Here is a 24,610-nt window from a genome sequence, read left to right as displayed (position 1 = left end):
CGGTATCATAGGTGCTTCGGATGTCTCCAGACTGTTATGGGAAGTGCTTTGAGCGATACCACCTACGCCGTAATTTATGATTTACACAGCCATACGCAGGCTTCAGATGGCCTGCTGACGCCCGAAGCCCTGGTCCATCGCGCCGTTGAAATGCGTGTCGGCACGCTGGCAATAACCGATCACGACACAACAGACGCCATCCCCGCCGCGCGCGCCGAGATTGCCCGAAGCGGGCTGGCGCTAAATCTGGTGCCCGGGGTCGAGATCTCCACGCTCTGGGAAAACCACGAAATTCATATCGTTGGCCTGAATATTGATACAGAACATCCGGCAATGTGCGCATTTTTGCAAGAACAAAAAGCACGACGCAATCAACGCGCGGAGTTGATAGGCGAACGTCTTGAGAAGGCGCATATCCCCGGTGCGTTGGAAGGTGCGCGCAAGCTGGCGAACGGTGGGGCGGTCACGCGCGGCCATTTCGCCCGTTTTCTGGTTGACGCCGGTAAAGCGACGACCATGGCGAATGTGTTTAAAAAATATCTTGCGCGCGGGAAAACCGGATACGTTCCTCCCCAGTGGTGTACAATAAAACAAGCTATTGATGTGATTCATCATTCTGGTGGTAAGGCCGTATTGGCCCATCCGGGGCGGTATAATCTTTCTGCTAAATGGCTGAAAAGGCTGCTGGCCCACTTTGCCGAATCCGGCGGTGAGGCGATGGAAGTTGCCCAGTGTCAGCAGGCACCCAATGAGCGTTCGCAGCTCGCGACCTACGCCCGTCAGTTTGGCCTGCTTGGGTCACAGGGTTCAGATTTCCATCAGCCCTGCGCGTGGATTGAACTGGGGCGCAAGCTCTGGTTACCCGCTGGCGTTGAGCCCGTCTGGCAACTCTGGGAACAGCCACAGCAAATTGAAGAGAGGGAAGTATGAGTCAGTTTTTCTATATCCATCCGGATAACCCACAGCCACGTCTGATTAATCAGGCTGTGGAAATCGTCCGTAAAGGCGGCGTTATTGTCTACCCAACCGATTCTGGCTACGCGCTGGGCTGTAAAATCGAAGATAAAGGGGCGATGGAGCGCATCTGTCGCATCCGCCAGCTGCCGGACGGCCACAACTTCACCCTGATGTGTCGCGATCTCTCTGAGCTGTCGACCTATGCGTATGTCGACAACGTGGCCTTTCGCCTGATCAAAAACAACACGCCGGGAAACTACACCTTCATTCTGAAAGGGACAAAAGAGGTGCCGCGTCGTCTGTTGCAGGAAAAACGTAAAACCATCGGCATGCGCGTGCCGTCGAACCCGATTGCCCAGGCGCTGCTGGAAACCCTCGGCGAGCCGATGCTGTCTACCTCGCTGATGCTGCCGGGCAGTGAGTTTACCGAGTCCGACCCGGAAGAGATCAAAGATCGTCTGGAGAAAGTGGTGGAGCTGATTATTCATGGCGGCTATCTAGGCCAGCAACCGACCACCGTGGTGGATCTCACCGAAGACGCGCCAGAAGTGATTCGTGAAGGCGTGGGCGATGTTAAGCCTTTCTTGTAAGGGTGTAAGCAGATATACTACGCGGCCATCAAAGCAGGGCGTTGCCCTGTTTTTGACCTGATTCGACGCCTGTGAAGGCGACACCTGAGGAAGCTCAATGAGCGAGAAGTTACAGAAAGTGCTGGCGCGTGCCGGCCACGGTTCGCGCCGTGAAATCGAAGCCATTATTGAAGCAGGCCGCGTGAGTGTGGACGGTAAAATCGCCACACTCGGTGACCGCGTTGAAATCGTACCGGGGCTGAAGATCCGCATTGACGGCCATCTTATCTCCGTGAAAGAGTCCGCTGAACAGATCTGCCGCGTGCTGGCTTACTACAAGCCGGAAGGCGAACTGTGTACCCGCAACGATCCGGAAGGCCGCCCGACGGTGTTCGACCGTCTGCCAAAACTGCGTGGCGCCCGCTGGATTGCCGTAGGGCGTCTGGACGTGAATACCTGTGGCCTGCTGCTGTTCACCACCGATGGTGAACTGGCAAACCGCCTGATGCACCCAAGTCGTGAAGTGGAACGTGAATACGCCGTGCGCGTCTTCGGTCAGGTTGATGAGAACAAACTGCGCGATCTGTCGCGTGGCGTTCAGCTGGAAGACGGCCCAGCGGCGTTCAAAACCATCAAGTTTACCGGTGGTGAAGGCATTAACCAGTGGTACAACGTTACCCTGACAGAGGGACGTAACCGCGAGGTGCGTCGTCTGTGGGAAGCGGTCGGTGTCCAGGTAAGCCGTTTGATTCGTGTCCGCTATGGCGACATCCTGCTGCCGAAAGGCCTGCCACGTGGCGGCTATACCGAGCTGGATCTGACGCAAACCAACTACTTGCGCGATCTGGTTGGCCTGACGCCAGAAACCACATCGAAAGTGGCGGTAGAGAAAGATCGTCGTCGTATGAAGGCGAATCAGATCCGCCGTGCGGTTAAACGTCACAGCCAGGTCAGCAGCAATCGCCGCTCTGGCAGTCGTAATAACAACGGTTAATCTAAAAGCCCGGTGAATATACCGGGCTTTTTTCTTCAGTAATCAATCCCTATTTGCGCTTTGATACCCGCATCGAACGCATGCTTAACCGGACGCAGCTCGCTGATGGTATCGGCCAGCTCCAGAATGTCCCGATGACACCCGCGCCCCGTGACGATCGCCGTCTGGTGTGCAGGGCGGTTCCTGAGGGCCTCCAGCACGGCTTCCAGCGGCAGGTAGTCATAGGCCACCATATACGTGATCTCATCCAGCAACACCATGTTCAGCGACGGGTCAGAGAGCATTCTTTTGGCATGCTCCCAGACGGCGAGGCAGGCTGCGGTATCTGTTTCCCGGTTCTGGGTATCCCAGGTAAAACCGGTCGCCATCACCTGAAACTCAACGCCATGCGGTTCGAGCAGATTACGCTCGCCGTTGGGCCATTCACCCTTGATAAACTGGATCACGCCCACTTTCTGACCGTGCCCGACTGCGCGGGTGGCGGTCCCAAATGCGGCGGTGGTTTTGCCTTTGCCGTTGCCGGTGAACACGATGAGGATCCCGCGCTCGTCCTGAGCGGCCGCCACGCGTGCATCAACCTGTTCTTTGAGACGCTGCTGGCGCTGCTGATGACGGTCTTCACTCATTGCGATATCCCCGGTTTGCGGCCTGGCTGAGCATCGAATGTCATTCCGGTTTTACGACGGCTGTCGTCACCCATTAGCCACAGGTAAAGAGGCATAATATCGGCCGGGGTTTTAAGCTTTTGCGGATCTTCTGTCGGGAACGCGCTGGCACGCATTTTAGTGCGCGTACCGCCAGGGTTAATACAGTTAACCCGCAGATGGCGGTTTTGATACTCTTCGGCCAGCACCTGCATCATTCCTTCGGTGGCAAATTTTGAGGCGGCGTAAGCCCCCCAGTTCGCACGACCCTGACGCCCCACGCTGGAGGAGGTAAACACCAGCGAACCGGAATCTGAGTTAAGTAATAAAGGAAGCAAGGCCTGGGTCAGGAAAAACGTCCCATTGACGTTAACCTGCATCACCTGCTGCCAAATCTCCGGATCCTGTTCATCCATCGGGCGCACTTCGCCCAGTAACCCCGCGTTGTGTAGTACGCCGTCCAGACGCGAATAATGCGTACTAATGCGCTGGGCAAGGGCCTGACATGACGCTGACGTACAGGTCAGCAGATCGAGCGTATACCAGGGCGTGGGGGTACCGCCTGCGTTTTCGATTTCACGGGCAACGGCTTTGAGCTTTTCTTCATTACGTCCCAGCAGAATAAGGCTCGCACCGTATTCAGAATAAGTCAGCGCCGCTTCGCGACCAATCCCGTCGCTGGCACCGGTAACCAGAATGATGCGGTTCTGTAGAAGGTTTTTTTGTGGCTGATAATGCACGGTGGCTCCTCAGGCGCATTGGGCGTGACTTGCACCTTTATTTATGACTTTTCGGCTTTATGCCCGAAACCGCGTCAGAATTCAATCAGTCTACAGGACAGAACGCTGGGAAATTAACAATTTGCAAAGATTTAAACCAGAAACGGGGGATTCCTGAAGCCGCCTCGCAGAGCTAATGTCCAGAGCGAGACGCCTGCGCAGGGCTGTTGTACACTGGCGTGAAAGATTCGTGGTTAAATCAAGGTGGAACGCGTGGAATTACTTTCTCAGTATGGGTTGTTTTTGGCCAAAATCGCGACGGTGGTTATTGCTGTCGCGGTGATTGCCGTCCTGATTGTCAACCTGACGCAGCGTAAGCGTCAGCGTGGTGAGTTACGCATTACCCGCCTGAGCGAGCAGTATAAAGAGATGCGGGAAGAGATGTCTCTGGCGCTGCTTGACGATCATCAACAGAAGCTGTGGCTAAAAGCCCAGAAGAAAAAACATAAGCAGGACGCCAAAGCCGCGAAGGCGAAAGCTAAGCTCGCCACGCCACAGGCTGACGCAAAACCGCGCGTCTATGTGCTCGATTTTAAAGGTAGCATGGATGCGCATGAAGTCTCCTCTCTGCGTGAGGAAGTGACCGCGGTGCTGGCCGTGGCGACAGCCCAGGATCAGGTGGTGGTACGCCTTGAAAGCCCGGGCGGCGTAGTGCATGGGTATGGACTGGCGGCTTCGCAGTTACAACGTCTGCGGGATAAACAGATCCCGCTCACCGTGGCGGTAGATAAGGTCGCGGCGAGTGGCGGCTATATGATGGCGTGCGTGGCGGATAAAATCGTCGCAGCACCGTTCTCCATTATCGGCTCGATTGGGGTGGTTGCGCAGATCCCTAACTTCAATCGTTTCCTGAAAAATAAAGAGATCGACATCGAATTGCATACGGCGGGTCAGTACAAACGTACGCTAACGCTGCTCGGCGAAAATACCGAAGAGGGACGGCAGAAGTTCCGGGAAGATCTGAACGAAACCCACCATCTGTTCAAGGATTTCGTGCACCGCATGCGCCCAACGCTGGACATTGAGCAGGTGGCTACGGGCGAACACTGGTACGGCACGCAGGCGCAGGAGAAAGGGCTGGTGGATGAAGTGGGTACCAGCGACGACCTCCTGCTCAACCTGATGGAAGGTCGTGAGCTGGTGGGGGTGCGCTTCACCCGACGTAAGCGCCTGCTCGACCGTTTAACCAATAGTGCGGCAGAAAGCGCGGATCGCCTGCTGATACGCTGGTTGCAGCGCGGACAAAAGCCGCTGCTGTAAAGAAAAACGCGAGGCAGATGCCTCGCGTTTTCGTTTTAATCGACCAGGTGGTACTTCTCTGAGAGGGTATGCGCCAGGTATTTAAACATGTTAAACACGGCGGTGCTTTTCGGGGTTGGTAACCCTTGTTCATCAAGGAAGTATTCACCGCTGAACACCAGCACGCCATTACGTTGTTCCACGCCAGTCGCTTCAATCCCCGCCAGGGTGTCTTCATGGTCGCGAATGAGTTTGTTTGCTTCGATAAGCAGTGAAGCTCGGTCAATGGGTTGGGTCGTATTCTGCATATTCCACTCCTTAAACAGTGACAATAGTCTACGCCTGGGTCGCTTCGGGGGCAAATTTTCCCTGCTATCCACGGGTATAAGGAACAGGGGCTGGCTGGCGGGATTTGCTTTTGCATGCTAATAAAGTTGCGTAACGAATTTTATCAGGTACAGTGTGCGCTTTCGTCATTCTGGCAACAGAATTGCTTGACATTCGACCGGGAATTCGTCACGAATGAACTTTGATGTGAGAAAAATACCCGAAAACTCAATGACCTGGATGTCGCCATACTGACGTTCGGTAAGACAAAGGGGTTGATATCCCCTGACGACGTCGCAATATCAATGGCTCGTCGTCAGCGGAAGGGAAATCAACGTGCGGCGTATTCCTGGAAGAATTAAATTAGGTAAAGGTGAATATGGGTAAAGCTCTCGTCATCGTTGAGTCCCCGGCAAAAGCCAAAACGATCAATAAATATCTGGGCAATGACTACGTGGTTAAGTCCAGCGTTGGTCACATTCGCGATTTGCCGACAAGTGGCTCAGCCAGCAAAAAGAGCGCAGACTCTACCTCCACCAAAGGGGCTAAAAAGCCTAAAAAGGATGAACGTAGCGCGCTTGTCAACCGCATGGGTGTTAACCCATGGCACAACTGGGATGCACAATACGAAGTGCTGCCAGGCAAAGAAAAAGTCGTTAACGAGCTGAAGCAGCTTGCTGAAAAAGCAGACCACATTTATCTCGCAACCGACCTTGACCGCGAAGGGGAGGCCATCGCATGGCACCTGCGGGAAGTGATTGGGGGTGATGACAAACGCTACAGCCGTGTAGTGTTTAACGAAATTACAAAGAATGCGATTCGTCAGGCGTTTGAAAAGCCGGGTGAACTGAATATCGACCGTGTTAACGCTCAGCAGGCGCGTCGCTTTATGGACCGCGTTGTAGGTTACATGGTTTCGCCGTTGCTGTGGAAAAAGGTCGCTCGCGGCCTGTCTGCGGGACGTGTGCAGTCTGTGGCTGTTCGTCTTGTTGTCGAACGTGAACGCGAGATCAAAGCGTTTGTCCCGGAAGAGTTCTGGGAAGTGGATGCGAATGTCACCACGCCGGGCGGCGATGCGCTGCCGTTGCAGGTGAGCCACCACAACGACAAACCGTTCCGTCCTGAAAATCGCGATCAGACCATGGCCGCCGTAGCGCTGCTGGAAAAAGCGCGTTATCAGGTGCTGGATCGTGAAGACAAACCGACCAGCAGCAAGCCTGGCGCACCGTTTATCACGTCAACGCTTCAGCAGGCGGCAAGTACGCGTCTGGGTTACGGCGTGAAGAAAACCATGATGATGGCCCAGCGTTTGTATGAAGCGGGTTACATCACCTACATGCGTACTGACTCCACCAACCTGAGCCAGGACGCTGTCAGCATGGTGCGTGGCTATATCGAGGACAACTTCGGTAAGAAATACCTGCCGGACAGTCCTAATCAGTACGCCAGCAAAGAGAATTCTCAGGAAGCGCACGAAGCGATCCGTCCTTCTGACGTTTCCGTTCTGGCGGAATCTCTTAAAGATATGGAAGCGGACGCCCAGAAGCTGTATCAGCTGATCTGGCGCCAGTTCGTGGCCTGCCAGATGACGCCAGCGAAATACGACTCCACTACGCTGACCGTTGGCGCGGGTGATTTCCGCCTGAAAGCGCGCGGCCGCATTCTGCGTTTCGACGGCTGGACAAAAGTGATGCCTGCGCTGCGTAAAGGTGATGAAGACAGAACTCTGCCTTCCGTCAACAAAGGCGACGAGCTGTCGCTGGTTGATCTGGTACCGGCCCAGCACTTCACCAAGCCGCCTGCGCGTTTCAGCGAAGCGTCGCTGGTAAAAGAGCTGGAAAAACGCGGCATCGGTCGCCCGTCTACCTATGCGTCAATCATTTCGACCATTCAGGATCGTGGATACGTTCGCGTTGAGAACCGTCGTTTCTATGCTGAAAAAATGGGTGAGATTGTTACCGACCGTCTGGAAGCTAACTTCCGTGAGTTGATGAACTATGACTTCACCGCGCAGATGGAGGACAGTCTCGATGAGGTTGCCAGCCATAAGGCCGAGTGGAAGAAAGTTCTCGACAGCTTCTTCAGCGATTTTACCAACCAGCTTGAGAAAGCTGAGAAAGATCCTGAAGAAGGCGGCATGCTGCCTAACCAGATGGTACTGACCAGCATCGACTGCCCAACCTGTGGCCGTAAAATGGGGATCCGTACCGCAACCACGGGCGTGTTCCTCGGCTGTTCTGGTTATGCGCTTTCGCCGAAAGAGCGTTGCAAAACCACTATCAACCTCGTGCCGGAGAACGAAGTTCTCAACGTGCTGGAAGGTGACGATGCGGAGACCAACGCACTGCGCGCCAAGCGCCGCTGTAAGAAATGCGGCACGGCGATGGACAGCTACCTGATCGATCCAAAACGTAAACTGCACGTTTGCGGTAATAACCCAACCTGCGACGGTTATGAGATCGAAGAAGGTGAGTTCCGCATTAAGGGCTATGACGGTCCGATCGTTGAGTGTGAGAAATGTGGTTCCGAAATGCACCTGAAAATGGGACGCTTCGGTAAGTACATGGCATGTACCAACGACGACTGTAAAAACACGCGTAAGATCCTGCGTAACGGTGAAGTTGCGCCGCCGAAGGAAGATCCGGTTCCGCTTCCTGAGCTGCCGTGCGAGAAGTCAGATGCGTATTTCGTGCTGCGTGACGGCGCTGCCGGGGTATTCCTGGCGGCCAACACCTTCCCGAAATCGCGCGAAACCCGTGCGCCGCTGGTAGAAGAGCTGTACCGCTTCCGCGACCGTCTGCCGGAGAAACTGCGTTACCTGGCCGATGCGCCACAGCAGGATCCGGAAGGCAACAAAACCGTGGTGCGCTTTAGCCGTAAAACGAAGCAGCAGTACGTGGCGGCAGAGAAAGAGGGTAAAGCGACCGGTTGGTCAGCCTTCTTTGTCGACGGGAAATGGGTTGAAGGTAAAAAATAATCTTCCCTTACCGTAACTTACCTGTGAAAGGGCCGGACTTCCGGCCCTTTTTTATTACGTTGTTATTATTTTTTGTTCCGTACTATACAGCCTGGCTATAAATGATATAGTGGTTATAGTTAACCCGTTTCTTATTATCAAATCGTATTAAGCGATTGACGCATGCGCTAAATCGGATGGTCTGGCATGAAATTACAGCAGCTTCGCTATATCGTTGAGGTCGTCAATCATAACCTCAATGTCTCTTCCACCGCAGAAGGTCTTTATACCTCGCAGCCTGGCATCAGTAAGCAGGTGCGTATGCTGGAGGATGAATTAGGTATTCAGATATTTGCCCGCAGCGGTAAGCACCTGACTCAGGTCACGCCGGCAGGGCAGGAAATCATTCGCATCGCACGAGAAGTGCTTTCCAAAGTCGACGCCATTAAATCCGTCGCCGGGGAACATACCTGGCCGGATAAAGGCTCCCTTTATATTGCCACCACGCACACACAGGCGCGTTATGCGCTTCCCGGGGTGATCAAAGGTTTCATCGAACGCTATCCCCGCGTTTCCCTGCATATGCATCAGGGCTCACCGACGCAAATCGCAGAGGCCGTGTCTAAAGGCAATGCCGATTTTGCCATCGCGACGGAAGCTCTTCATCTGTACGATGATCTGGTCATGCTCCCGTGCTACCACTGGAACCGCTCTATTGTCGTGACCCCCGATCATCCGCTGGCGGGGAAGGGCGAAGTGACAATCGAAGAGCTGGCGCAATACCCGCTGGTTACCTATACGTTCGGATTTACGGGCCGTTCTGAGCTAGACACCGCCTTTAACCGCGCCGGATTAACGCCACGGATCGTCTTCACTGCAACGGATGCGGACGTCATTAAAACGTACGTGCGTCTGGGTCTGGGCGTAGGCGTTATTGCCAGCATGGCGGTGGATCCTGTATCAGACCCGGATCTGGTGCGTCTGGACGCGCATGATATCTTCAGCCACAGCACCACCAAGATAGGTTTTCGTCGCAGCACGTTCCTTCGCAGCTATATGTATGATTTTATTCAGCGCTTCGCACCGCATTTAACGCGTGACGTGGTCGACACGGCCGTGGCGTTACGCTCCAATGAAGACATCGAAGAGATGTTTAAAGACATCAAACTTCCTGCCAAATAATTACACCCGGTATCTTTCTCTTCTGGAAAGATACCGGTTTCCCACTTTAAATCTAAATTAGAATTAACCTCATCTGCGCCTACTGTCATATATCGTCATAACCCATTTGATGAATAGGGTTTTACTGTCGCAAATTTGCGACAAAAGTAGAAACTAATTTACAGGTGTGCAAATTATTCTTTTCAATTATTTATTTCTGGTCAAAAGATTGAATTTTCCCAGGCTCAGATTCGTAAATTCACTGGCTTTTCGGCTAAAGTTTCTTTAGGATTTATCTCATCAGATGATTACTTGTGCCAATTGTTTGGTCTCTAAATGATAAGCGATATCGATTGTATGAGGTTAGCAATGCCGTCAGGAAGTGAAGAACCGCAAAGGGATCCCGCGCTTAAGCGTAAAGCCTGGCTGGCGGTCTTTCTCGGCTCTGCCCTGTTCTGGGTGGTTGTTGCTCTTCTCGTCTGGAAATATTGGGGTTGAATATGGTCATGACGGTGCGTACTGACGCGAGAAAAGAGATGTGTCAGCTTCGTGACAATGCTCACAAAGCGCGTAAGGCGCCAGGAACCAGCGTGCCAGCCTCCTGGCAACTGACGCCACAGCAGCAGGCCTTTATTGATGTGTTCGCAGAAGACGAACCCAAAAAACAATAATTTTGATTTTTGCGTAATGATGCAAATAGTCTGAATAAAGACTGTGCACTTTTGTACTCCTTAATAAATACACATCAGCAATATAGAACGAGGGCAGACCTCGCATCCTTAAATAATTAAAGTCTGGTGTCCCTATGATGAATAACATGACAACCGTAAAATACTGGTCATGGCTCGGCGTATTCTCAGCCTCGATCCTCTTCTGGTGTCAGCTCCTCTGGCTGGCCTTACACTAAATCGTAAAACCTCGCCACGGCGGGGTTTTTTGTTTAATCCCTCGCGTTGGACCATTCCTAAATTTATCAATTTGGGTTGTTATCAAAACGTTACGACATCTTTGTGTTATCTTTAATTACAGCCCTGATGATTGTCAGGACATCCCTGTTTTTAAGGAGGAGCTTATGTCGTTAACCCTACGCGAAGCCAGTAAGGACACATTACAGGCGGAAAATAAAACCTGGCGCTACTACAGCTTACCGCTGGCTGCCAGGACGCTTGGGGACATTTCGCGGTTACCCAAGTCGTTGAAAGTACTACTGGAAAACCTCTTGCGCTGGCAAGATGGCGACTCGGTTACCGAGGAGGATATCCAGGCTCTGGCAGGGTGGCTGAAAAATGCTCACGCAGACAAAGAAATTGCCTACCGCCCGGCCAGGGTATTGATGCAGGATTTCACCGGCGTGCCGGCGGTTGTGGACTTGGCCGCCATGCGTGAAGCTGTTAAGCGTCTCGGGGGCGATACGGCTAAGGTGAACCCGCTCTCACCGGTAGACCTCGTCATCGACCACTCCGTCACCGTCGATCACTTTGGTGACGACGATGCTTTCGGTGAAAACGTCCGTCTGGAGATGGAACGTAACCATGAACGCTATGTCTTCCTCAAATGGGGTCAGCAGGCGTTCAGCCGCTTCAGCGTTGTTCCACCAGGCACCGGCATTTGTCACCAGGTCAACCTGGAATATCTCGGCAAAGCCGTCTGGAGTGAATTGCAGGATAAAGAGTGGGTGGCTTACCCGGATACGCTGGTGGGCACCGATTCACACACGACCATGATTAACGGCCTTGGCGTTCTGGGCTGGGGCGTCGGTGGTATTGAAGCGGAAGCGGCCATGCTCGGCCAGCCGGTATCGATGCTCATTCCCGATGTGGTGGGCTTTAAGCTGACCGGTAAATTGTCCGAAGGCATTACCGCCACGGATCTGGTTCTGACGGTCACCCAGATGCTGCGTAAGCATGGCGTGGTGGGTAAATTCGTTGAATTTTATGGTGATGGTCTGGATTCACTGCCGCTGGCGGACCGGGCCACCATCGCCAACATGGCGCCGGAATATGGTGCGACCTGCGGCTTTTTCCCGATTGATAGCGTTACGCTGGAGTATATGCGCCTCAGTGGTCGCAGCGAGGAGCAGGTGGCGCTCGTAGAGGCCTACACCAAAGCGCAGGGCATGTGGCGTAACCCGGGTGACGAGCCGGTATTTACCAGCACGCTGGAACTGGATATGGGCACCGTTGAGGCAAGCCTCGCAGGGCCGAAACGACCGCAGGACCGCGTTGCCCTGAGCAACGTTCCGAAAGCCTTTGCCGCCAGCAATGAGCTGGAGGTTAACGCCGCGCAAAAAGATCACCGTCCGGTGGACTATGTTCTGAACGGGCATCAGTATCAGCTCCCTGACGGCGCCGTGGTGATCGCCGCTATCACCTCCTGTACCAACACGTCCAACCCGAGTGTGTTGATGGCTGCCGGGCTGCTGGCGAAAAAAGCGGTAGAACTGGGACTCAAGCCACAGCCGTGGGTTAAGGCGTCCCTGGCGCCTGGTTCGAAAGTGGTTTCCGATTACCTGGCGCAGGCCAGACTCACGCCGTACCTCGACGAGTTGGGCTTTAATCTGGTGGGTTACGGCTGTACGACCTGCATCGGTAACTCTGGTCCACTGCCTGAGCCTATTGAAGTGGCGATCAAGCAGGGTGATTTGACCGTTGGCGCGGTACTTTCCGGTAACCGAAACTTTGAGGGGCGTATTCATCCGCTGGTGAAAACCAACTGGCTGGCCTCGCCGCCGCTGGTTGTAGCCTATGCTCTGGCCGGAAACATGAACATTAACCTGGCGACCGATCCGATTGGTCACGATCGCAAAAATGAACCTGTCTATCTGAAAGACATCTGGCCATCATCGCGTGAAATTGCGCGCGCGGTAGAGAAAGTTTCCACCGAGATGTTCCGCAAAGAGTATGCGGAAGTGTTCGAAGGTACAGCGGAATGGAAAGCGATCGACGTGGTGGGTTCCGATACCTATGACTGGCAGGATGATTCCACCTATATTCGCCTGTCGCCCTTCTTCGATGAGATGCTGGCGGAGCCTGCACCGCTGAAAGACATTCACGGCGCGCGCATTCTGGCGATGCTGGGCGATTCCGTCACCACTGACCATATCTCACCAGCGGGGAGCATCAAAGCGGACAGTCCGGCAGGTCGGTATCTGCAAAGCCGTGGCGTGGAACGTCGCGATTTTAACTCCTACGGTTCGCGCCGCGGTAACCACGAAGTGATGATGCGCGGGACATTTGCCAACATCCGCATTCGTAATGAAATGGTCCCGGGCGTGGAAGGGGGCATGACGCGCCACCTGCCAGATACAGAGGTCATTTCAATTTATGACGCAGCCATGAAGTATCAGCAGGAGGGTACGCCGCTGGCCGTTATTGCCGGTAAAGAGTACGGCTCTGGTTCCAGTCGCGACTGGGCGGCTAAAGGTCCACGTCTGCTCGGGGTTCGCGTGGTGATTGCCGAATCCTTTGAACGTATCCACCGCTCAAACCTGATCGGGATGGGGATCCTGCCGCTGGAGTTCCCGCAGGGCATAACGCGTAAAACGCTGGGTCTGACCGGGGAAGAGCAGATTGATATCAGCGGTCTGCAAAATCTGCAACCGGGTAAAACCGTTCCGATGAAGTTAACGCGGGCAGATGGTACAACAGAAGTGCTGGATTGTCGGTGTCGTATTGATACGGCAACAGAGCTAACCTATTACCAGAATGACGGCATTTTACATTATGTGATTCGTAAAATGCTGGACTGATAAATCTCGCCCGGCAGAAGTGCCGGGCGTTTTGCGTTTACTCGCTCAGCAGGTGCCCCATCTTTGCAGCTTTGGTATCGAGGTAGTGCGCGTTTTTCGGATTGCGGCCAACAATCAGCGGCACGCGTTCAACGATATTGATGCCCGCTTCAGTGAGGATCTCCACTTTTTTCGGGTTATTGGTCAACAGACGCACTTCGTCCACGCCCAGCAGCTTGAACATATCTGCGCAGAGGGTGAAATCGCGCTCGTCAGCAGCAAAGCCGAGCTGATGGTTTGCTTCGACGGTATCATAGCCCTGATCCTGCAACGCGTAGGCGCGGATTTTATTCAGCAGACCGATATTGCGTCCTTCCTGGCGGTGATACAGCAGCACGCCACGTCCTTCCTCTGCGATATGAGAAAGAGCGGCTTCGAGCTGGAAACCGCAGTCACAGCGCAGGCTGAAGAGCGCGTCACCGGTCAGACACTCAGAATGAACGCGGGACAGTACCGGCGTCTGCCCCGAAATGTCACCGTATACCAGGGCGACGTGATCTTGTCCGGTTGCCAGTTCTTCAAAACCCACCATCAGGAAATCGCCCCATGGGGTTGGCAGTTTGGCTTCTGCCACACGTTTAAGCTGCATGTGATTCTCCATACCAGGCTGACACGTTTCGTGCCTTTGCCCCATTTTGCTTTCTGTATTGGACTATTTTGCCACAAGCCCGGCTACTTCACCTAATCACCACCACGCTATACGGACGTTAAACGCACGATCCGACATATCCACCAGAAGGTGGAAATTCAGTTATGATTGTGGTGCTTAGTGAAAAAGGAGAGGACATGCATTCAATTGCCAGACGCACGGCCGCAGGCGCCGCCGTATTGCTTGTTATACCCCTGATTGTTTGGTTCTCCGGCTGGATGTGGAAGCCCGGACAAAACGAGACGTGGCTGAAAGCCTTATACTGGATAACTGAGACGGTCACCCAGCCCTGGGGGATTATTACGCACGTGCTGCTCTGTGCCTGGTTCCTGTGGTGCCTGCGCTTTCGTCTTCGCGCGGCTCTGGTATTATTTGCCATTCTCGGAGGTGCCATTCTTGTCGGGCAGGGGGTGAAGTCGTGGGTGAAAGATCGCGTGCAGGAACCCCGTCCCTTTGTTATCTGGCTGGAAAAAACGCACCATATTCCGGTAGATGAGTTCTACACTTTAAAGCGTAAGGATCGCGGGGCGTTGGTGAAAGAACAGCTTGCGGAACAGCAGGATATCCCGACATTTTTACGCAAACACTGGCAAAAAGAGACCGGCTTTGCGTTTCCTTCCGGACATACGATGTTTGCTGCCAGCTGGGCGCTACTCGGCGTGGGGCTGCTTTGGCCACGTCGACGTACCCTCACGATTGCGATTTTGCTGGTCTGGGCGACAGGCGTAATGGGCAGCCGGATGCTGCTGGGGATGCACTGGCCGCGTGATTTGGTGGTGGCTACGCTGATTTCGTGGGTACTGGTTACGCTGGCGACCTGGCTTGCACAACGTTTCTGTGGGCCTCTGACGCCACCGCAGGAAGAGAAGGAAGAAATAGCCGAAAGGGAGTCAGGCGGAACCTGAAGCTTGATATTCCGCATTTTGACCATAAATCCATGAAGGGCGCATTACTTTTTCCGTTTCGCGCCCGCCACTAAAATGGTAGCTTATAAGGCTGATTGCAGTGAGTTGAACACGCTTTATACGCTCGAACCACATAACGGGAAGTCATGTGAAATATTTACTCATTTTCTTACTGGTGTTGGCGATTTTTGTCATTTCAGTCACATTGGGCGCGCAAAACGATCAACAGGTAAGTTTCAACTATCTGCTGGCGCAGGGCGAGTACCGGGTGTCGAGCCTGCTGGCTGTGTTATTCGCAGCGGGTTTTGTCATCGGCTGGCTTGTATGTGGCCTGTTCTGGCTTAAGGTTCGTGTTTCCCTTGTTCGCGCTGAACGTAAAATTAAACGACTTGAACATCAACTTACGCCTGCGACTGACATTCCGGCGAGCTCTGGTGTGCCGGTAGTCAAGGAATAATCGAATATGCTGGAGTTGTTGTTTCTGCTTTTGCCTGTCGCCGCAGCCTATGGCTGGTATATGGGCCGCAGAAGCGCGCAACAAACAAAACAGGATGAAGCAAACCGACTCTCCCGTGACTACGTTGCGGGGGTGAACTTCCTGCTGAGCAATCAGCAGGATAAAGCGGTCGATCTGTTCCTCGACATGCTCAAAGAGGATACCGGCACCGTAGAGGCGCATCTCACCCTGGGAAACCTGTTCCGCTCGCGCGGAGAGGTTGACCGTGCCATCCGTATCCACCAGACCCTGATGGAAAGCGCATCGTTGACCTATGAGCAACGGTTGCTGGCCGTGCAGCAGTTGGGCAGAGATTACATGGCGGCGGGCCTGTACGATCGCGCAGAAGATATGTTCTCTCAGCTGGTGGATGAGACCGATTTCCGTATCGGTGCGCTTCAGCAACTTCTGCAAATCTACCAGGCAACCAGCGACTGGCAAAAAGCGATTGATACCGCCGAACGGCTGGTCAAACTCGGCAAAGATAAACAGCGCGTCGAAATTGCCCATTTTTACTGCGAGCTGGCCCTTCAGCAAATGGGTAGCGATGACATGGATAAGGCCATGGCATTGCTAAAAAAAGGCGCCGCGGCCGATCGCAACAGCGCCCGCATCTCGATAATGATGGGGCGGGTCTTTATGGCTAATGGTGATTACGCCAAAGCCGTGGAAAGCCTGCTTCGCGTTATCGATCAGGACAAAGAGCTGGTCAGCGAAACGCTGGAAATGCTGCAAACCTGCTATCAGCAGTTAGGTAAGCAGGACGAGTGGGTTGCATTCCTGCGCCGCTGTGTTGAAGAAAACACCGGTGCCACAGCCGAGCTGATGCTGTCGGATGTCGTCGAAGAGCACGAAGGGAGTGATACCGCCCAGGTATACATTACCCGTCAGTTGCAGCGCCATCCGACGATGCGCGTCTTCCACAAGCTGATGGATTATCATCTTAACGATGCAGAAGAAGGGCGCGCTAAAGAGAGCCTGATGGTGCTGCGAGACATGGTCGGTGAACAGGTGCGGAGCAAGCCGCGCTATCGCTGCCAGAAATGCGGCTTCACCGCCTATTCGCTCTACTGGCATTGCCCTTCCTGCCGGGCCTGGTCCACCATCAAGCCAATTCGTGGTCTGGACGGGCAGTGATTTTTTAAAACACTCCATTTTAGTTACAACATACTAAAGAGTGCATTATTTCTTTCAGCACCGTGCGGTCTGTGGTTCAACAGGAAAAGCATTCGATTCTGTTCATTTACCCCGAGGGCAGGTAGAATGCACGCCGTTTATCTGTTCCGCGCCGCTGCGCGCCCATAGACGAAAAGGGCTGGTCATGACGTCTGTTACTTCCTCCACTTCCCGCGTAGTTACCGATTCTCCTGTAGTTGTTGCTCTGGATTACAATAACCGTGACGCCGCACTGGCCTTTGTTGATGGTATTGATCCCCGGGATTGCCGTCTTAAAGTAGGCAAAGAGATGTTTACGCTGTTCGGTCCGCAAATCGTCCGCGATCTGCACCAGCGTGGTTTCGACGTTTTCCTCGACCTGAAATTCCACGATATTCCGAATACCACTGCCCACGCCGTTGCTGCGGCGGCTGAACTGGGTGTGTGGATGGTTAACGTTCATGCCTCCGGTGGGGCACGTATGATGACGGCTGCGCGCGAAGCGCTGGTGCCGTTTGGCAATGACGCTCCGCTTCTTATCGCCGTCACCGTGCTGACCAGTATGGATGAATCTGACCTTCGTGACCTGGGTGTGACGTTGTCACCTGCCGAACATGCGGAGCGTCTGGCGCGCCTCACGCAACAGTGTGGGCTTGATGGCGTGGTCTGTTCAGCTCAGGAGGCGGTTCGCTTCAAATCTGAGTTAGGCCGCGAATTTAAACTGGTAACGCCAGGTATCCGTCCGGCAGGCAGCGAGTCAGGGGATCAGCGACGCATCATGACGCCAGAGCAGGCGCTGAGCGCGGGGGTAGACTATATGGTAATTGGTCGCCCGGTGACGCAATCCGCTCATCCGGCAGAGACTCTGAAAGCGATTAATGCATCACTGAAAAAGGGGGCATAATGCGTGATGCCAACACTCGTCTGGTCTATTCAACAGATACCGGGCGCATTGAAGAGCCAAAAGAGAAAGCTGAACGTCCGAAAGGCGATGGAATCGTGCGTATTCAGCGCCAGACCAGTGGCAGAAAAGGGAAAGGCGTTTGCCTTGTCAGCGGCATTGATCTGGATGATGCAGAGCTGGTAAAGCTCGCCGCTGAGCTTAAAAAGAAGTGCGGATGCGGTGGGGCAGTAAAAGACGGCATAATTGAGATTCAGGGCGATAAGCGGGATTTAATTAAAACGCTGCTGGAAGCCAAAGGTATGAAAGTCAAACTGGCGGGCGGTTAAAATAAATGAGCCACGGACATTGCCGTGGCTCTTTTTTTTACGTGCGTAAGTCAGACCTGAAAATACAAAATATATTATTATACCGGTGAGAGCCGTTATGGTGATTATTTGCCCACCTGGTGACCGATAATACCACCTACGGCAGCACCACCTAATGTACCCAGCGTACTACCATCCGTTAATACTGCACCACCAAGCGCACCAGCACCGGCACCAATCGCGGTGTTACGGTCACGTTTAGACCAGTTAGAGCAAGCGCTCAGAGACATTGCTACAGTGATTGCCAGAACAGCGGCGGCTAATTTTTTGCTGGTAAAGGTCATAATACTTTCTCCTGAATTATCGATTCACGGAAAGGAATGCACTTTAAGTATAGACAATATCCATACTTAAATTCTGTTCCCGTGAAAGCTGGTCGCGCAGGCGTTACATCATCACGCAGGTGATAGTCACTTCCTGTTATATCGCTAATATTAATTTTACGTGTTTAGAACAGTTTCAACAGGTAAAAACTCTTAAAGGAAGGGTCGGAATACTCTCAGAGAAAGGTTTAAGTGCGCCCATTATTCGGGCGCAGCAGGATAATCAGGCCGTTTTTTTCACAATATCGACAGTCAGGCCGTCTTGTTCTAATTGCTGGCGATATTCATCGCGTAAACGCTCATCCGTGATCACACGGCTGAAGCGCGAAGCCGGACCCATCGTATAAGGGTGTACGGCGCCAAACTTAGAGCTATCGGTCAGCACAATCGCTTCACACTCTTTGGCGAGTACGGCGTTCACCACGTCTGAACGCATCATGTCGCGACCGGTAAAGCCGGTGTCGGGCTGCCAGCCGTCAATGCCAATGAATGCCTTACTGAAGTGAACCTGCTGAACATATTGACGCGTTAATGGCCCCACCATGCTTTCGCTTTTCTTCTGGTAAATGCCGCCCAGCAGAATGACCTCGCAGCGAGTTTCCTTCAACAGATGGGCGATATAGCTGCTTACGGTAATGATGGTAACGTCTTTTTGATCGGCAAGCGTGCGCGCCAGAAGGGCGTTACTGCTGCCATTTTCAATAAAGACGGTCTCACCGTTATTCACTAAGGATGCAGCAAACTCCGCCAGTTCCCGCTTGAGCGCAAAATTGTTCATCATGCGGGTTTCAACGTCGTCACTGTCCAGTGGAACGGCATATCCGTGCGCACGCCGCAGGTAGCTCTGTTTTTCCAGAAGATTCAGATCCTGACGAATGGTGACTTCAGAAACGCCGGTAGCTTTAGCGAGATCGACTACGCTTACGCGTCCCTGATCGATCACCATCTGCAAAATGATTTGTTGTCGGGAATTCATAGCATCCATTTAAAAGGCAAGGGCGAAAACGACGTGGTTACACTTCCCACGGGGCTTTTGGTTGAGTGGATTCTGATGCGTTATCAGTGCCGTTCTCAGCCAGCAGTTCAGACTTGAGGATCTCAAGATTACGGATAGCAGAGTGATAATCGCCCGCGACAAGAATATCCAGCACAGTATCAATACGCTGTGCCACGGCTGTTGCATCAATGTTAGACATAAGCTCACCCTGAAGCGAAAAGTTAATATTATCAATGATGCAGAAAATTGATTCAAAAGAGAAGGTAAAAAATGCAATAACCAAAGTTCATAAATGAAAGTGACAAATTTAACCCCCGTATGCTGCGGGTTGTAGGGGTGGATTAGTCTAAAACTGCGCGCAACGCGCTTTTTTATAAGAGGAATTCGACTATGACAGTTATCAACCAGACAACCTGCACATTGTTTACTGATGCTGAACGATTCACTCAACTGGCGGCTTATTATGAGGCCGAACGGCGCACGGTGTGGATGATGTTACGTGCCACGCCACGGCCTTGCTTCAATCATGCGCTGATCGAGGAGATCATGAATCTCTCCTGGCTGGTTCGCCAGTCCGGATATGTCGTTGATTTTTGGGTCACCGGATCGCTGGTCCCTGACATCTACAATACTGGCGGTGATTTACAATTCTTCGTTGAGTGCATCAAAAACAACCGACGCGAAGCGTTACGCGCCTATGCCCGGGCCTGTGTGGACTGCGTTCATGCCGCCTCACGAGGGTTCGATACCGGTGCTGTCACGCTGGCGATGGTGGAAGGAAGCGCGTTAGGGGGCGGGTTTGAAGCCGCGCTCGCGCATCATTTCATTCTGGCCCAGCGCGATGCCCGATTAGGCTTTCCGGAAATCGCGTTCAATCTGTTCCCGGGCATGGGCGGTTATTCACTGGTGGCGCGTCGTGCCGGCATGAAAATGGCAGAGGCGCTGATTTATAAAGGTGAGTCGCATACGGCGGAATGGTATGAACAGCACGGTCTTGTGGATCTCTTATTCGAGCCGTTACAGAGCTATGTTTCGGTACGGACGTTTATCGACACGCTACAGCCGAAGCTGAACGGCGTAAGGGCCATGCTGCGCGCGCGTACGCGTGTTCTGCCACTTCCGCGAAGCGAGTTGATGGACATTACAGAGGATTGGGTGGATGCCGCCTTCTGCCTTGAACCGAAGGATATCGCCTACATGGAGCGGCTGGTTATGCTGCAAAATCGCCATCAGGCGACGGGCTTACGCAAAGCCAGCTAACGGACATTCCTGGCCTGATAGCGCTTTAGCCATCGCTCGAATGCGGCTGCGGGCATGGGCTTAGCAAAAAGATAACCCTGCCGTTCGTTGACGCCATTCTTCGTCAGAAAGGCGTCTTCTTTTGCACTCTCCACCCCTTCAGCAATGACCTGCAGATTCAACGCCTGTGCCACGGCGACTATCGCGCGCACGAGCGACTGTGAAATGGACTGCTTATGGATATCCCGGACGAAGGACTGGTCAAGCTTGATGGCGTCGATAGGGAAGCGCGCCAGCTGCGACAGGGAAGAGTACCCCGTACCAAAGTCATCAAGGTGAATTTGCGCCCCCAGGCGGCTAAATTGCTGGATCACTGACAGGGCCAGCTCTTCATTTTCGATGAGACAGCTTTCGGTCAATTCCACGTCAATCGGGCAGTATTCAAAATTCAGGTCTTTCAGCGCCTGCTTCAGGTCACTGAAGATGGTCTGGTCCGCCAGCTGACGGGCGGAGACGTTGACCGCGACGCGCAGGTTGATCCCTTTGTCGCGCCATTTTGCCACCTGGCGCACCACATCGAGCATAACCCAGCGGCCAAGGGGCACTATCAGCCCTGACTCTTCTGCATAGGAGATAAATTCCATCGGCGGGATCAGGCCACGCTCTGGTGACTGCCAGCGCACCAGCGCCTCCAGACTTCTGACTTCGCCGCGCCAGGTCATTTTTGGCTGGTAGTGAATTAACAGCTGATCGTTATCCAGCGCTTTACGCAGGTTGGTATCCAGCCACAGATATTCAAATACGCGCTGGTTCATCTCTGGCGAGAAGACGCAGAATTTACCCCGGCCATTTTCCTTGGCGGTGTACATGGCGGTGTCGGCATTGCGAATGACGCTTTCCCGATCGTTACCGTGCTGGGGCGCAAGCGCGATACCAAGCGAGCAGCCAGTGTAAACCTCTATCAGCCCGATGCGGAAAGGCTGCCGCAGTCGGGTCAGAATGCGCGACGCCATAGCTTCCAGAGCGCCCTGCGAGGTATCGGTGGCCATCACGATAAACTCATCCCCACCCAGGCGCGCCAGGGTTTGTCCGTCGTCCAGGCAACTCAGGATCGCCAGCGCAACGGCCTGTAGCAGCTGGTCGCCAAACATATGCCCATAGGCATCGTTCACTTTTTTAAAGTTATCCAGATCGAGATAAACCACGCCCACCTGCGTTTCACCCCGGGAGGTGATGGCGTCGGAGATCAGCTCATGGATGGCATTTCGGTTAGGCAAACCGGTAATCGTATCCGTATTGGCGAGAACGCGCAGGCGCTCCTGGGCCCGACGCTCTTCCGTGATGTCGGTACCCGAACAGATGAGGAAAATTTCATTTTTCCCGCTGCCGCTGTGAACGAATTTATTTCTGAAGAGAAACAGGCGTTGCCCCTTGCGGGTCTTGATCCAGCGTTCGACTTCGTAGGAGCTGCCGTTACGAAAAAAACCGGTGATGTTGCGTTTTGAGGCCGCGGCTTCGCTGCGGCTCATGAACAGTTTAAACACGTTTTGCCCGATGACTTCCTGTTCCTTCAGGCCCGTATATTCTTCACTTAAACGGTTGAAGCGCTGAATATTCCCGTTCTGGTCGAGGATGACAATTACGGAGTTAGCTTCGGACACCACCTGTTCGGCGAAGGAGAGTCCCTGCGCCAGATCGCGCGCCACGGAAGGCGTGTCGTTCCATGCTGATGCCGTTCCCGCCCACTCATTTTTGTTAATTTTACGACCGACAAGATGGACGGGAACGTCCAAACCATACAAGGGAAGGGTCATGGCAATGCTGGCGGTGATAACGGTGAGCTGGCGAATCAGAGCAGCCTGCTCATCGTCCAGCGCAACCACCTGAACGATGTCAGCGCTTTCACTGGCAGCAAGATGCAGAGCATTGCTGTCTGCTGTTAGTCGCCACCAGGGGCTATGCGTACCCATGTAACGAAACAGCAAATTCTGCTCCAGATCGTCCATCCCGTTTTCTCCCGCGGCTGCTGAGTAGCGCACAAATTATTCATTTGCAGTCGACTATGACGGCTCTTTTTACTGTAGATAATTCTGGCGAAATGTGGCGGTAGGAAACAGAAAAGTGTGAGAAAAAACGATGATTTTGCGAGAGATAATACTGGGGAGAACTCCCGGCCATCCCTGAACGGAACGGCCGGGAGTCTACGCGGTTATCAGGCGACAGGGCGCGCGATAATGCTGCGGGTTTCCATGCGGACTTCAGCGATGTTTACATCAATCACGTCAGTGACTTTGTAAACCGTTTCGCCTTTAATTTGCACGGTCCCGTTTTCCTGGCTACAAACCAGTTCGTCGCGAACGGCATGCAGGAACGGGGCAGGAATAAAGGCAACGGCGCCATTATCCACCAGACGCACGCGCATACCGCCGCGGCTGATGTCAATGATTTCAGCCGGGAAACGGGTGTCAGTCCCTGCCTTATCATTCAGGAAACGCGCGTACAACCAGTCGCCGACATCACGCTCCGCCATACGGTTCAGACGGCGACGCTCTGCCATCTGCAACGTAGTCTCATCCTGTGGGCGGGCAACAGATTCCCCTTTGATGATCGCTTTCAGCAGACGATGGTTAACCATGTCGCCGTACTTACGGATCGGGGAGGTCCAGGTGGCGTAAGCCTCAAGACCGAGACCGAAGTGCGGGCCTGGCTCCGTGCTGATTTCCGCAAAGGACTGGAAGCGGCGAATGCGGCTGTCAAGGAAACCTGACGGCTGTGCGTCCAGCTCGCGGCGCAGCTTGCAGAAGCCTGGCAGGGTCAGCACCTCTTCCGGATCGACGTGGACGTCATGGGTTTTGAGCAGGGCGGCCAGCGCTTCGGTGTTAGCCGGGTCAAAGCCGGTGTGCACGTTGTAAATGCCAAAGCCTAACTTGTCGCGCAGCACGCGTGCGGCGCAAATGTTGGCGGAGATCATCGCTTCTTCAACGATACGGTTGGCAATACGGCGTGGCTCGGCGACGATATTGAGCACTTCGCCTTTTTCCCCCAGCACAAAGCGGTAGTCCGGGCGGTCCTTAAATACCAGCGCGTGGGTCTGGCGCCACTCACTGCGGCTCTGGCAGACGCGATGCAGCAGACGAATTTGCGCAGCGATATTATCGGATTCAGGCTTCCAGCTGCCGGTATTTTCCAGCCAGTCGGACACGTTGTCATAAGCCAGTTTAGCTTTGGATTCGATAGTGGCGGCGAAGAATTCGATATCTTCTTCAATGGTACCGTCAGCCGCGATGGTCATGCGGCAGGCCAGTACCGGACGCACTTCATGGGGACGCAGGGAGCAGAGATCGTCGGAAAGCTCGCGCGGCAGCATCGGGATGTTGAAGCCCGGCAGGTAGTTGGTGAACGAACGCACTTTGGCCATTTCGTCCAGCTTGCTGCCTTCGACAATCCATGCGGTAGGGTCGGCGATGGCGACGGTCAGATGCATTTTGCCATCCGCTGCCTCTTCGGCATACAGCGCATCGTCCATATCCTCGGTGCTGGCGCTGTCGATGGTGACAAAGTCCAGCGCTGTCAGATCGCGACGCTCAAGACCTTCGTCCTGCATTTTGGTCGCTACGCCATCCGGCGCTTCTTTTTCGAGGTTGTGGCGCGCCAGCGTCACCCACCATGGGACGAAATGGTCGTCGCCAAAGGTGATGAACTGGGTCAGCTCGGCGTAGAAACCGCGATCGCCTTTTAAAGGATGACGGCGCATTTCGGCAACCGCCCAGTCACCCTCGACAAAGTCATGCTCAACGCCACGCGCAGCGCGGCAAGGGATGGCATCTTTCAGGAGAGGATGATCCGGTACGATAGAAAGACGATCGTCTTTTTTATGCACTTTCCCGACAAAGCGGGTCAGGAAAGGTTCGATCAGTGCTTCCGGCTCGGCAGACTCTCGTTCCTTTTCGGTATGAATAACGGCCGAAATGCGGTCGCCATGCATCACTTTCTTCATCTGAGGAGGCGGAATGAAGTAGCTCTTCTGTCCGTCAACTTCAAGAAAGCCAAAGCCCTTTTCCGTGGCTTTTACGACCCCTTCTGCACGGGGCGTCTGGGAATGTAGTTGCTGTTTAAGCTGCGCTAGCAGCGGGTTGTCCTGAAACATAATGTTCTATTTTCGTA

Annotated in this window: 25 protein-coding genes; 16 read left to right on the top strand and 9 right to left on the bottom strand. The window is 53.7% G+C overall.

Going from position 1 to position 24,610, the window contains the following annotated elements:
* The first annotated feature begins 48 nt into the window (after window positions 1-48).
* From rnm to rluB, 3 genes are all read left to right on the top strand, one after another.
* The gene (gene rnm / locus BFV65_RS11365) at window positions 49-930 is read left to right on the top strand and encodes an RNase RNM (RefSeq protein ID WP_032622438.1); all 882 of its coding nucleotides are present in this window, start codon (window positions 49-51) and stop codon (window positions 928-930) included.
* Window positions 927-1,547, top strand: a complete 621-nt coding sequence (locus BFV65_RS11360) for an L-threonylcarbamoyladenylate synthase (RefSeq protein ID WP_003856793.1) — start codon at window positions 927-929, stop codon at window positions 1,545-1,547. Before rnm ends, BFV65_RS11360 begins: the two co-directional genes overlap by 4 nt.
* Window positions 1,548-1,644: 97 nt before the next feature.
* Window positions 1,645-2,520: a 23S rRNA pseudouridine(2605) synthase RluB gene (gene rluB / locus BFV65_RS11355; protein WP_003856794.1), complete on the top strand. Its 876-nt coding sequence runs from the start codon at window positions 1,645-1,647 to the stop codon at window positions 2,518-2,520.
* 35 nt (window positions 2,521-2,555) lie between these two features.
* Here rluB and cobO read toward each other — a convergent pair whose 3' ends face one another.
* Window positions 2,556-3,146, bottom strand: coding sequence for a cob(I)yrinic acid a,c-diamide adenosyltransferase (cobO, locus tag BFV65_RS11350; protein ID WP_023300262.1), 591 nt, complete (start codon window positions 3,144-3,146; stop codon window positions 2,556-2,558).
* Entirely contained in the window at window positions 3,143-3,904 is a 762-nt protein-coding gene (locus BFV65_RS11345) for a YciK family oxidoreductase (RefSeq protein WP_022648324.1), read from the bottom strand. The genes cobO and BFV65_RS11345 overlap by 4 nt, the downstream gene beginning before the upstream one ends.
* Window positions 3,905-4,156: 252 nt before the next feature.
* Between BFV65_RS11345 and sohB the strand changes: the two genes are divergently transcribed.
* Window positions 4,157-5,203: a protease SohB gene (gene sohB / locus BFV65_RS11340; RefSeq protein WP_045621558.1), complete on the top strand. Its 1,047-nt coding sequence runs from the start codon at window positions 4,157-4,159 to the stop codon at window positions 5,201-5,203.
* A gap of 35 nt (window positions 5,204-5,238) precedes the next feature.
* Here sohB and BFV65_RS11335 read toward each other — a convergent pair whose 3' ends face one another.
* Complete coding sequence (locus BFV65_RS11335) at window positions 5,239-5,490, bottom strand: YciN family protein (RefSeq protein ID WP_003856804.1); 252 nt, start codon at window positions 5,488-5,490, stop codon at window positions 5,239-5,241.
* 398 nt (window positions 5,491-5,888) lie between these two features.
* Between BFV65_RS11335 and topA the strand changes: the two genes are divergently transcribed.
* The 6 genes from topA to acnA all read left to right on the top strand — a co-directional run bounded on the left by topA (window position 5,889) and on the right by acnA (window position 13,374).
* Window positions 5,889-8,486 carry a type I DNA topoisomerase gene (topA, locus tag BFV65_RS11330; protein ID WP_022648322.1) on the top strand — a complete coding sequence of 866 codons (2,598 nt, stop codon included), beginning with the start codon at window positions 5,889-5,891 and terminating at the stop codon, window positions 8,484-8,486.
* Between the two features lie 186 nt (window positions 8,487-8,672).
* Window positions 8,673-9,647: an HTH-type transcriptional regulator CysB gene (gene cysB, locus BFV65_RS11325; RefSeq protein ID WP_006810844.1), complete on the top strand. Its 975-nt coding sequence runs from the start codon at window positions 8,673-8,675 to the stop codon at window positions 9,645-9,647.
* 336 nt (window positions 9,648-9,983) lie between these two features.
* Window positions 9,984-10,124, top strand: a complete 141-nt coding sequence (locus BFV65_RS11320) for a YmiA family putative membrane protein (protein ID WP_096168876.1) — start codon at window positions 9,984-9,986, stop codon at window positions 10,122-10,124.
* An 8-nt stretch (window positions 10,125-10,132) separates the two neighbouring features.
* Window positions 10,133-10,297, top strand: a complete 165-nt coding sequence (locus BFV65_RS23125; protein ID WP_162200559.1) for a YciX family protein — start codon at window positions 10,133-10,135, stop codon at window positions 10,295-10,297.
* A gap of 137 nt (window positions 10,298-10,434) precedes the next feature.
* A complete protein-coding gene (gene ymiC, locus BFV65_RS23390) occupies window positions 10,435-10,533 on the top strand; it encodes a small membrane protein YmiC (RefSeq protein WP_032103392.1) in 99 nt (32 codons plus the stop codon).
* A gap of 165 nt (window positions 10,534-10,698) precedes the next feature.
* The gene (acnA, locus tag BFV65_RS11305) at window positions 10,699-13,374 is read left to right on the top strand and encodes an aconitate hydratase AcnA (RefSeq protein WP_069596642.1); all 2,676 of its coding nucleotides are present in this window, start codon (window positions 10,699-10,701) and stop codon (window positions 13,372-13,374) included.
* A 37-nt stretch (window positions 13,375-13,411) separates the two neighbouring features.
* Here the strand turns inward: acnA and ribA are convergent, their stop codons facing one another.
* Entirely contained in the window at window positions 13,412-14,002 is a 591-nt protein-coding gene (ribA, locus tag BFV65_RS11300; protein WP_013096372.1) for a GTP cyclohydrolase II, read from the bottom strand.
* Between the two features lie 197 nt (window positions 14,003-14,199).
* On the opposite strand from ribA, the gene pgpB reads away from it, so the two are divergent.
* The 5 genes from pgpB to yciH all read left to right on the top strand — a co-directional run bounded on the left by pgpB (window position 14,200) and on the right by yciH (window position 17,848).
* Entirely contained in the window at window positions 14,200-14,967 is a 768-nt protein-coding gene (gene pgpB, locus BFV65_RS11295) for a phosphatidylglycerophosphatase B (RefSeq protein ID WP_069596641.1), read from the top strand.
* Between the two features lie 148 nt (window positions 14,968-15,115).
* A complete protein-coding gene (locus tag BFV65_RS11290) occupies window positions 15,116-15,424 on the top strand; it encodes a LapA family protein (RefSeq protein WP_006810839.1) in 309 nt (102 codons plus the stop codon).
* A 6-nt stretch (window positions 15,425-15,430) separates the two neighbouring features.
* On the top strand, window positions 15,431-16,600 hold the full coding sequence (gene lapB / locus BFV65_RS11285; RefSeq protein ID WP_003856819.1) for a lipopolysaccharide assembly protein LapB: 1,170 nt from the start codon (window positions 15,431-15,433) through the stop codon (window positions 16,598-16,600).
* Between the two features lie 184 nt (window positions 16,601-16,784).
* Window positions 16,785-17,522, top strand: a complete 738-nt coding sequence (pyrF, locus tag BFV65_RS11280; protein WP_022648318.1) for an orotidine-5'-phosphate decarboxylase — start codon at window positions 16,785-16,787, stop codon at window positions 17,520-17,522.
* Complete coding sequence (yciH, locus tag BFV65_RS11275; RefSeq protein ID WP_063147223.1) at window positions 17,522-17,848, top strand: stress response translation initiation inhibitor YciH; 327 nt, start codon at window positions 17,522-17,524, stop codon at window positions 17,846-17,848. The genes pyrF and yciH overlap by 1 nt, the downstream gene beginning before the upstream one ends.
* A gap of 104 nt (window positions 17,849-17,952) precedes the next feature.
* Here the strand turns inward: yciH and osmB are convergent, their stop codons facing one another.
* From osmB to BFV65_RS11260, 3 genes are all read right to left on the bottom strand, one after another.
* Window positions 17,953-18,171 (bottom strand): osmotically-inducible lipoprotein OsmB, encoded by a 219-nt coding sequence (gene osmB / locus BFV65_RS11270; RefSeq protein WP_003856823.1) that lies wholly within the window; start codon window positions 18,169-18,171, stop codon window positions 17,953-17,955.
* Window positions 18,172-18,433: 262 nt separating this feature from the next.
* The gene (gene yciT, locus BFV65_RS11265; protein ID WP_022648316.1) at window positions 18,434-19,186 is read right to left on the bottom strand and encodes a DNA-binding transcriptional regulator YciT; all 753 of its coding nucleotides are present in this window, start codon (window positions 19,184-19,186) and stop codon (window positions 18,434-18,436) included.
* Window positions 19,187-19,223: 37 nt separating this feature from the next.
* The gene (locus tag BFV65_RS11260; protein ID WP_022648315.1) at window positions 19,224-19,406 is read right to left on the bottom strand and encodes a YciZ family protein; all 183 of its coding nucleotides are present in this window, start codon (window positions 19,404-19,406) and stop codon (window positions 19,224-19,226) included.
* A 191-nt stretch (window positions 19,407-19,597) separates the two neighbouring features.
* Between BFV65_RS11260 and BFV65_RS11255 the strand changes: the two genes are divergently transcribed.
* Window positions 19,598-20,467, top strand: a complete 870-nt coding sequence (locus tag BFV65_RS11255) for a crotonase/enoyl-CoA hydratase family protein (RefSeq protein WP_022648314.1) — start codon at window positions 19,598-19,600, stop codon at window positions 20,465-20,467.
* Here BFV65_RS11255 and pdeR read toward each other — a convergent pair.
* Together pdeR and BFV65_RS11245 are read right to left on the bottom strand one after the other, a co-directional pair.
* Window positions 20,464-22,452 (bottom strand): cyclic di-GMP phosphodiesterase, encoded by a 1,989-nt coding sequence (gene pdeR / locus BFV65_RS11250; protein WP_032624132.1) that lies wholly within the window; start codon window positions 22,450-22,452, stop codon window positions 20,464-20,466. The genes BFV65_RS11255 and pdeR overlap by 4 nt on opposite strands.
* Window positions 22,453-22,658: 206 nt before the next feature.
* The gene (locus tag BFV65_RS11245; RefSeq protein WP_023300251.1) at window positions 22,659-24,593 is read right to left on the bottom strand and encodes an exoribonuclease II; all 1,935 of its coding nucleotides are present in this window, start codon (window positions 24,591-24,593) and stop codon (window positions 22,659-22,661) included.
* Window positions 24,594-24,610 lie beyond the last annotated feature (17 nt).

The organism is Enterobacter hormaechei subsp. hoffmannii (assembly GCF_001729745.1).
Classification (GTDB): Bacteria; Pseudomonadota; Gammaproteobacteria; order Enterobacterales; family Enterobacteriaceae; genus Enterobacter; species Enterobacter intestinihominis.
Note: the sequence above shows the minus strand (reverse complement) of the source record. Positions and strands in the feature narration are given on the sequence as shown.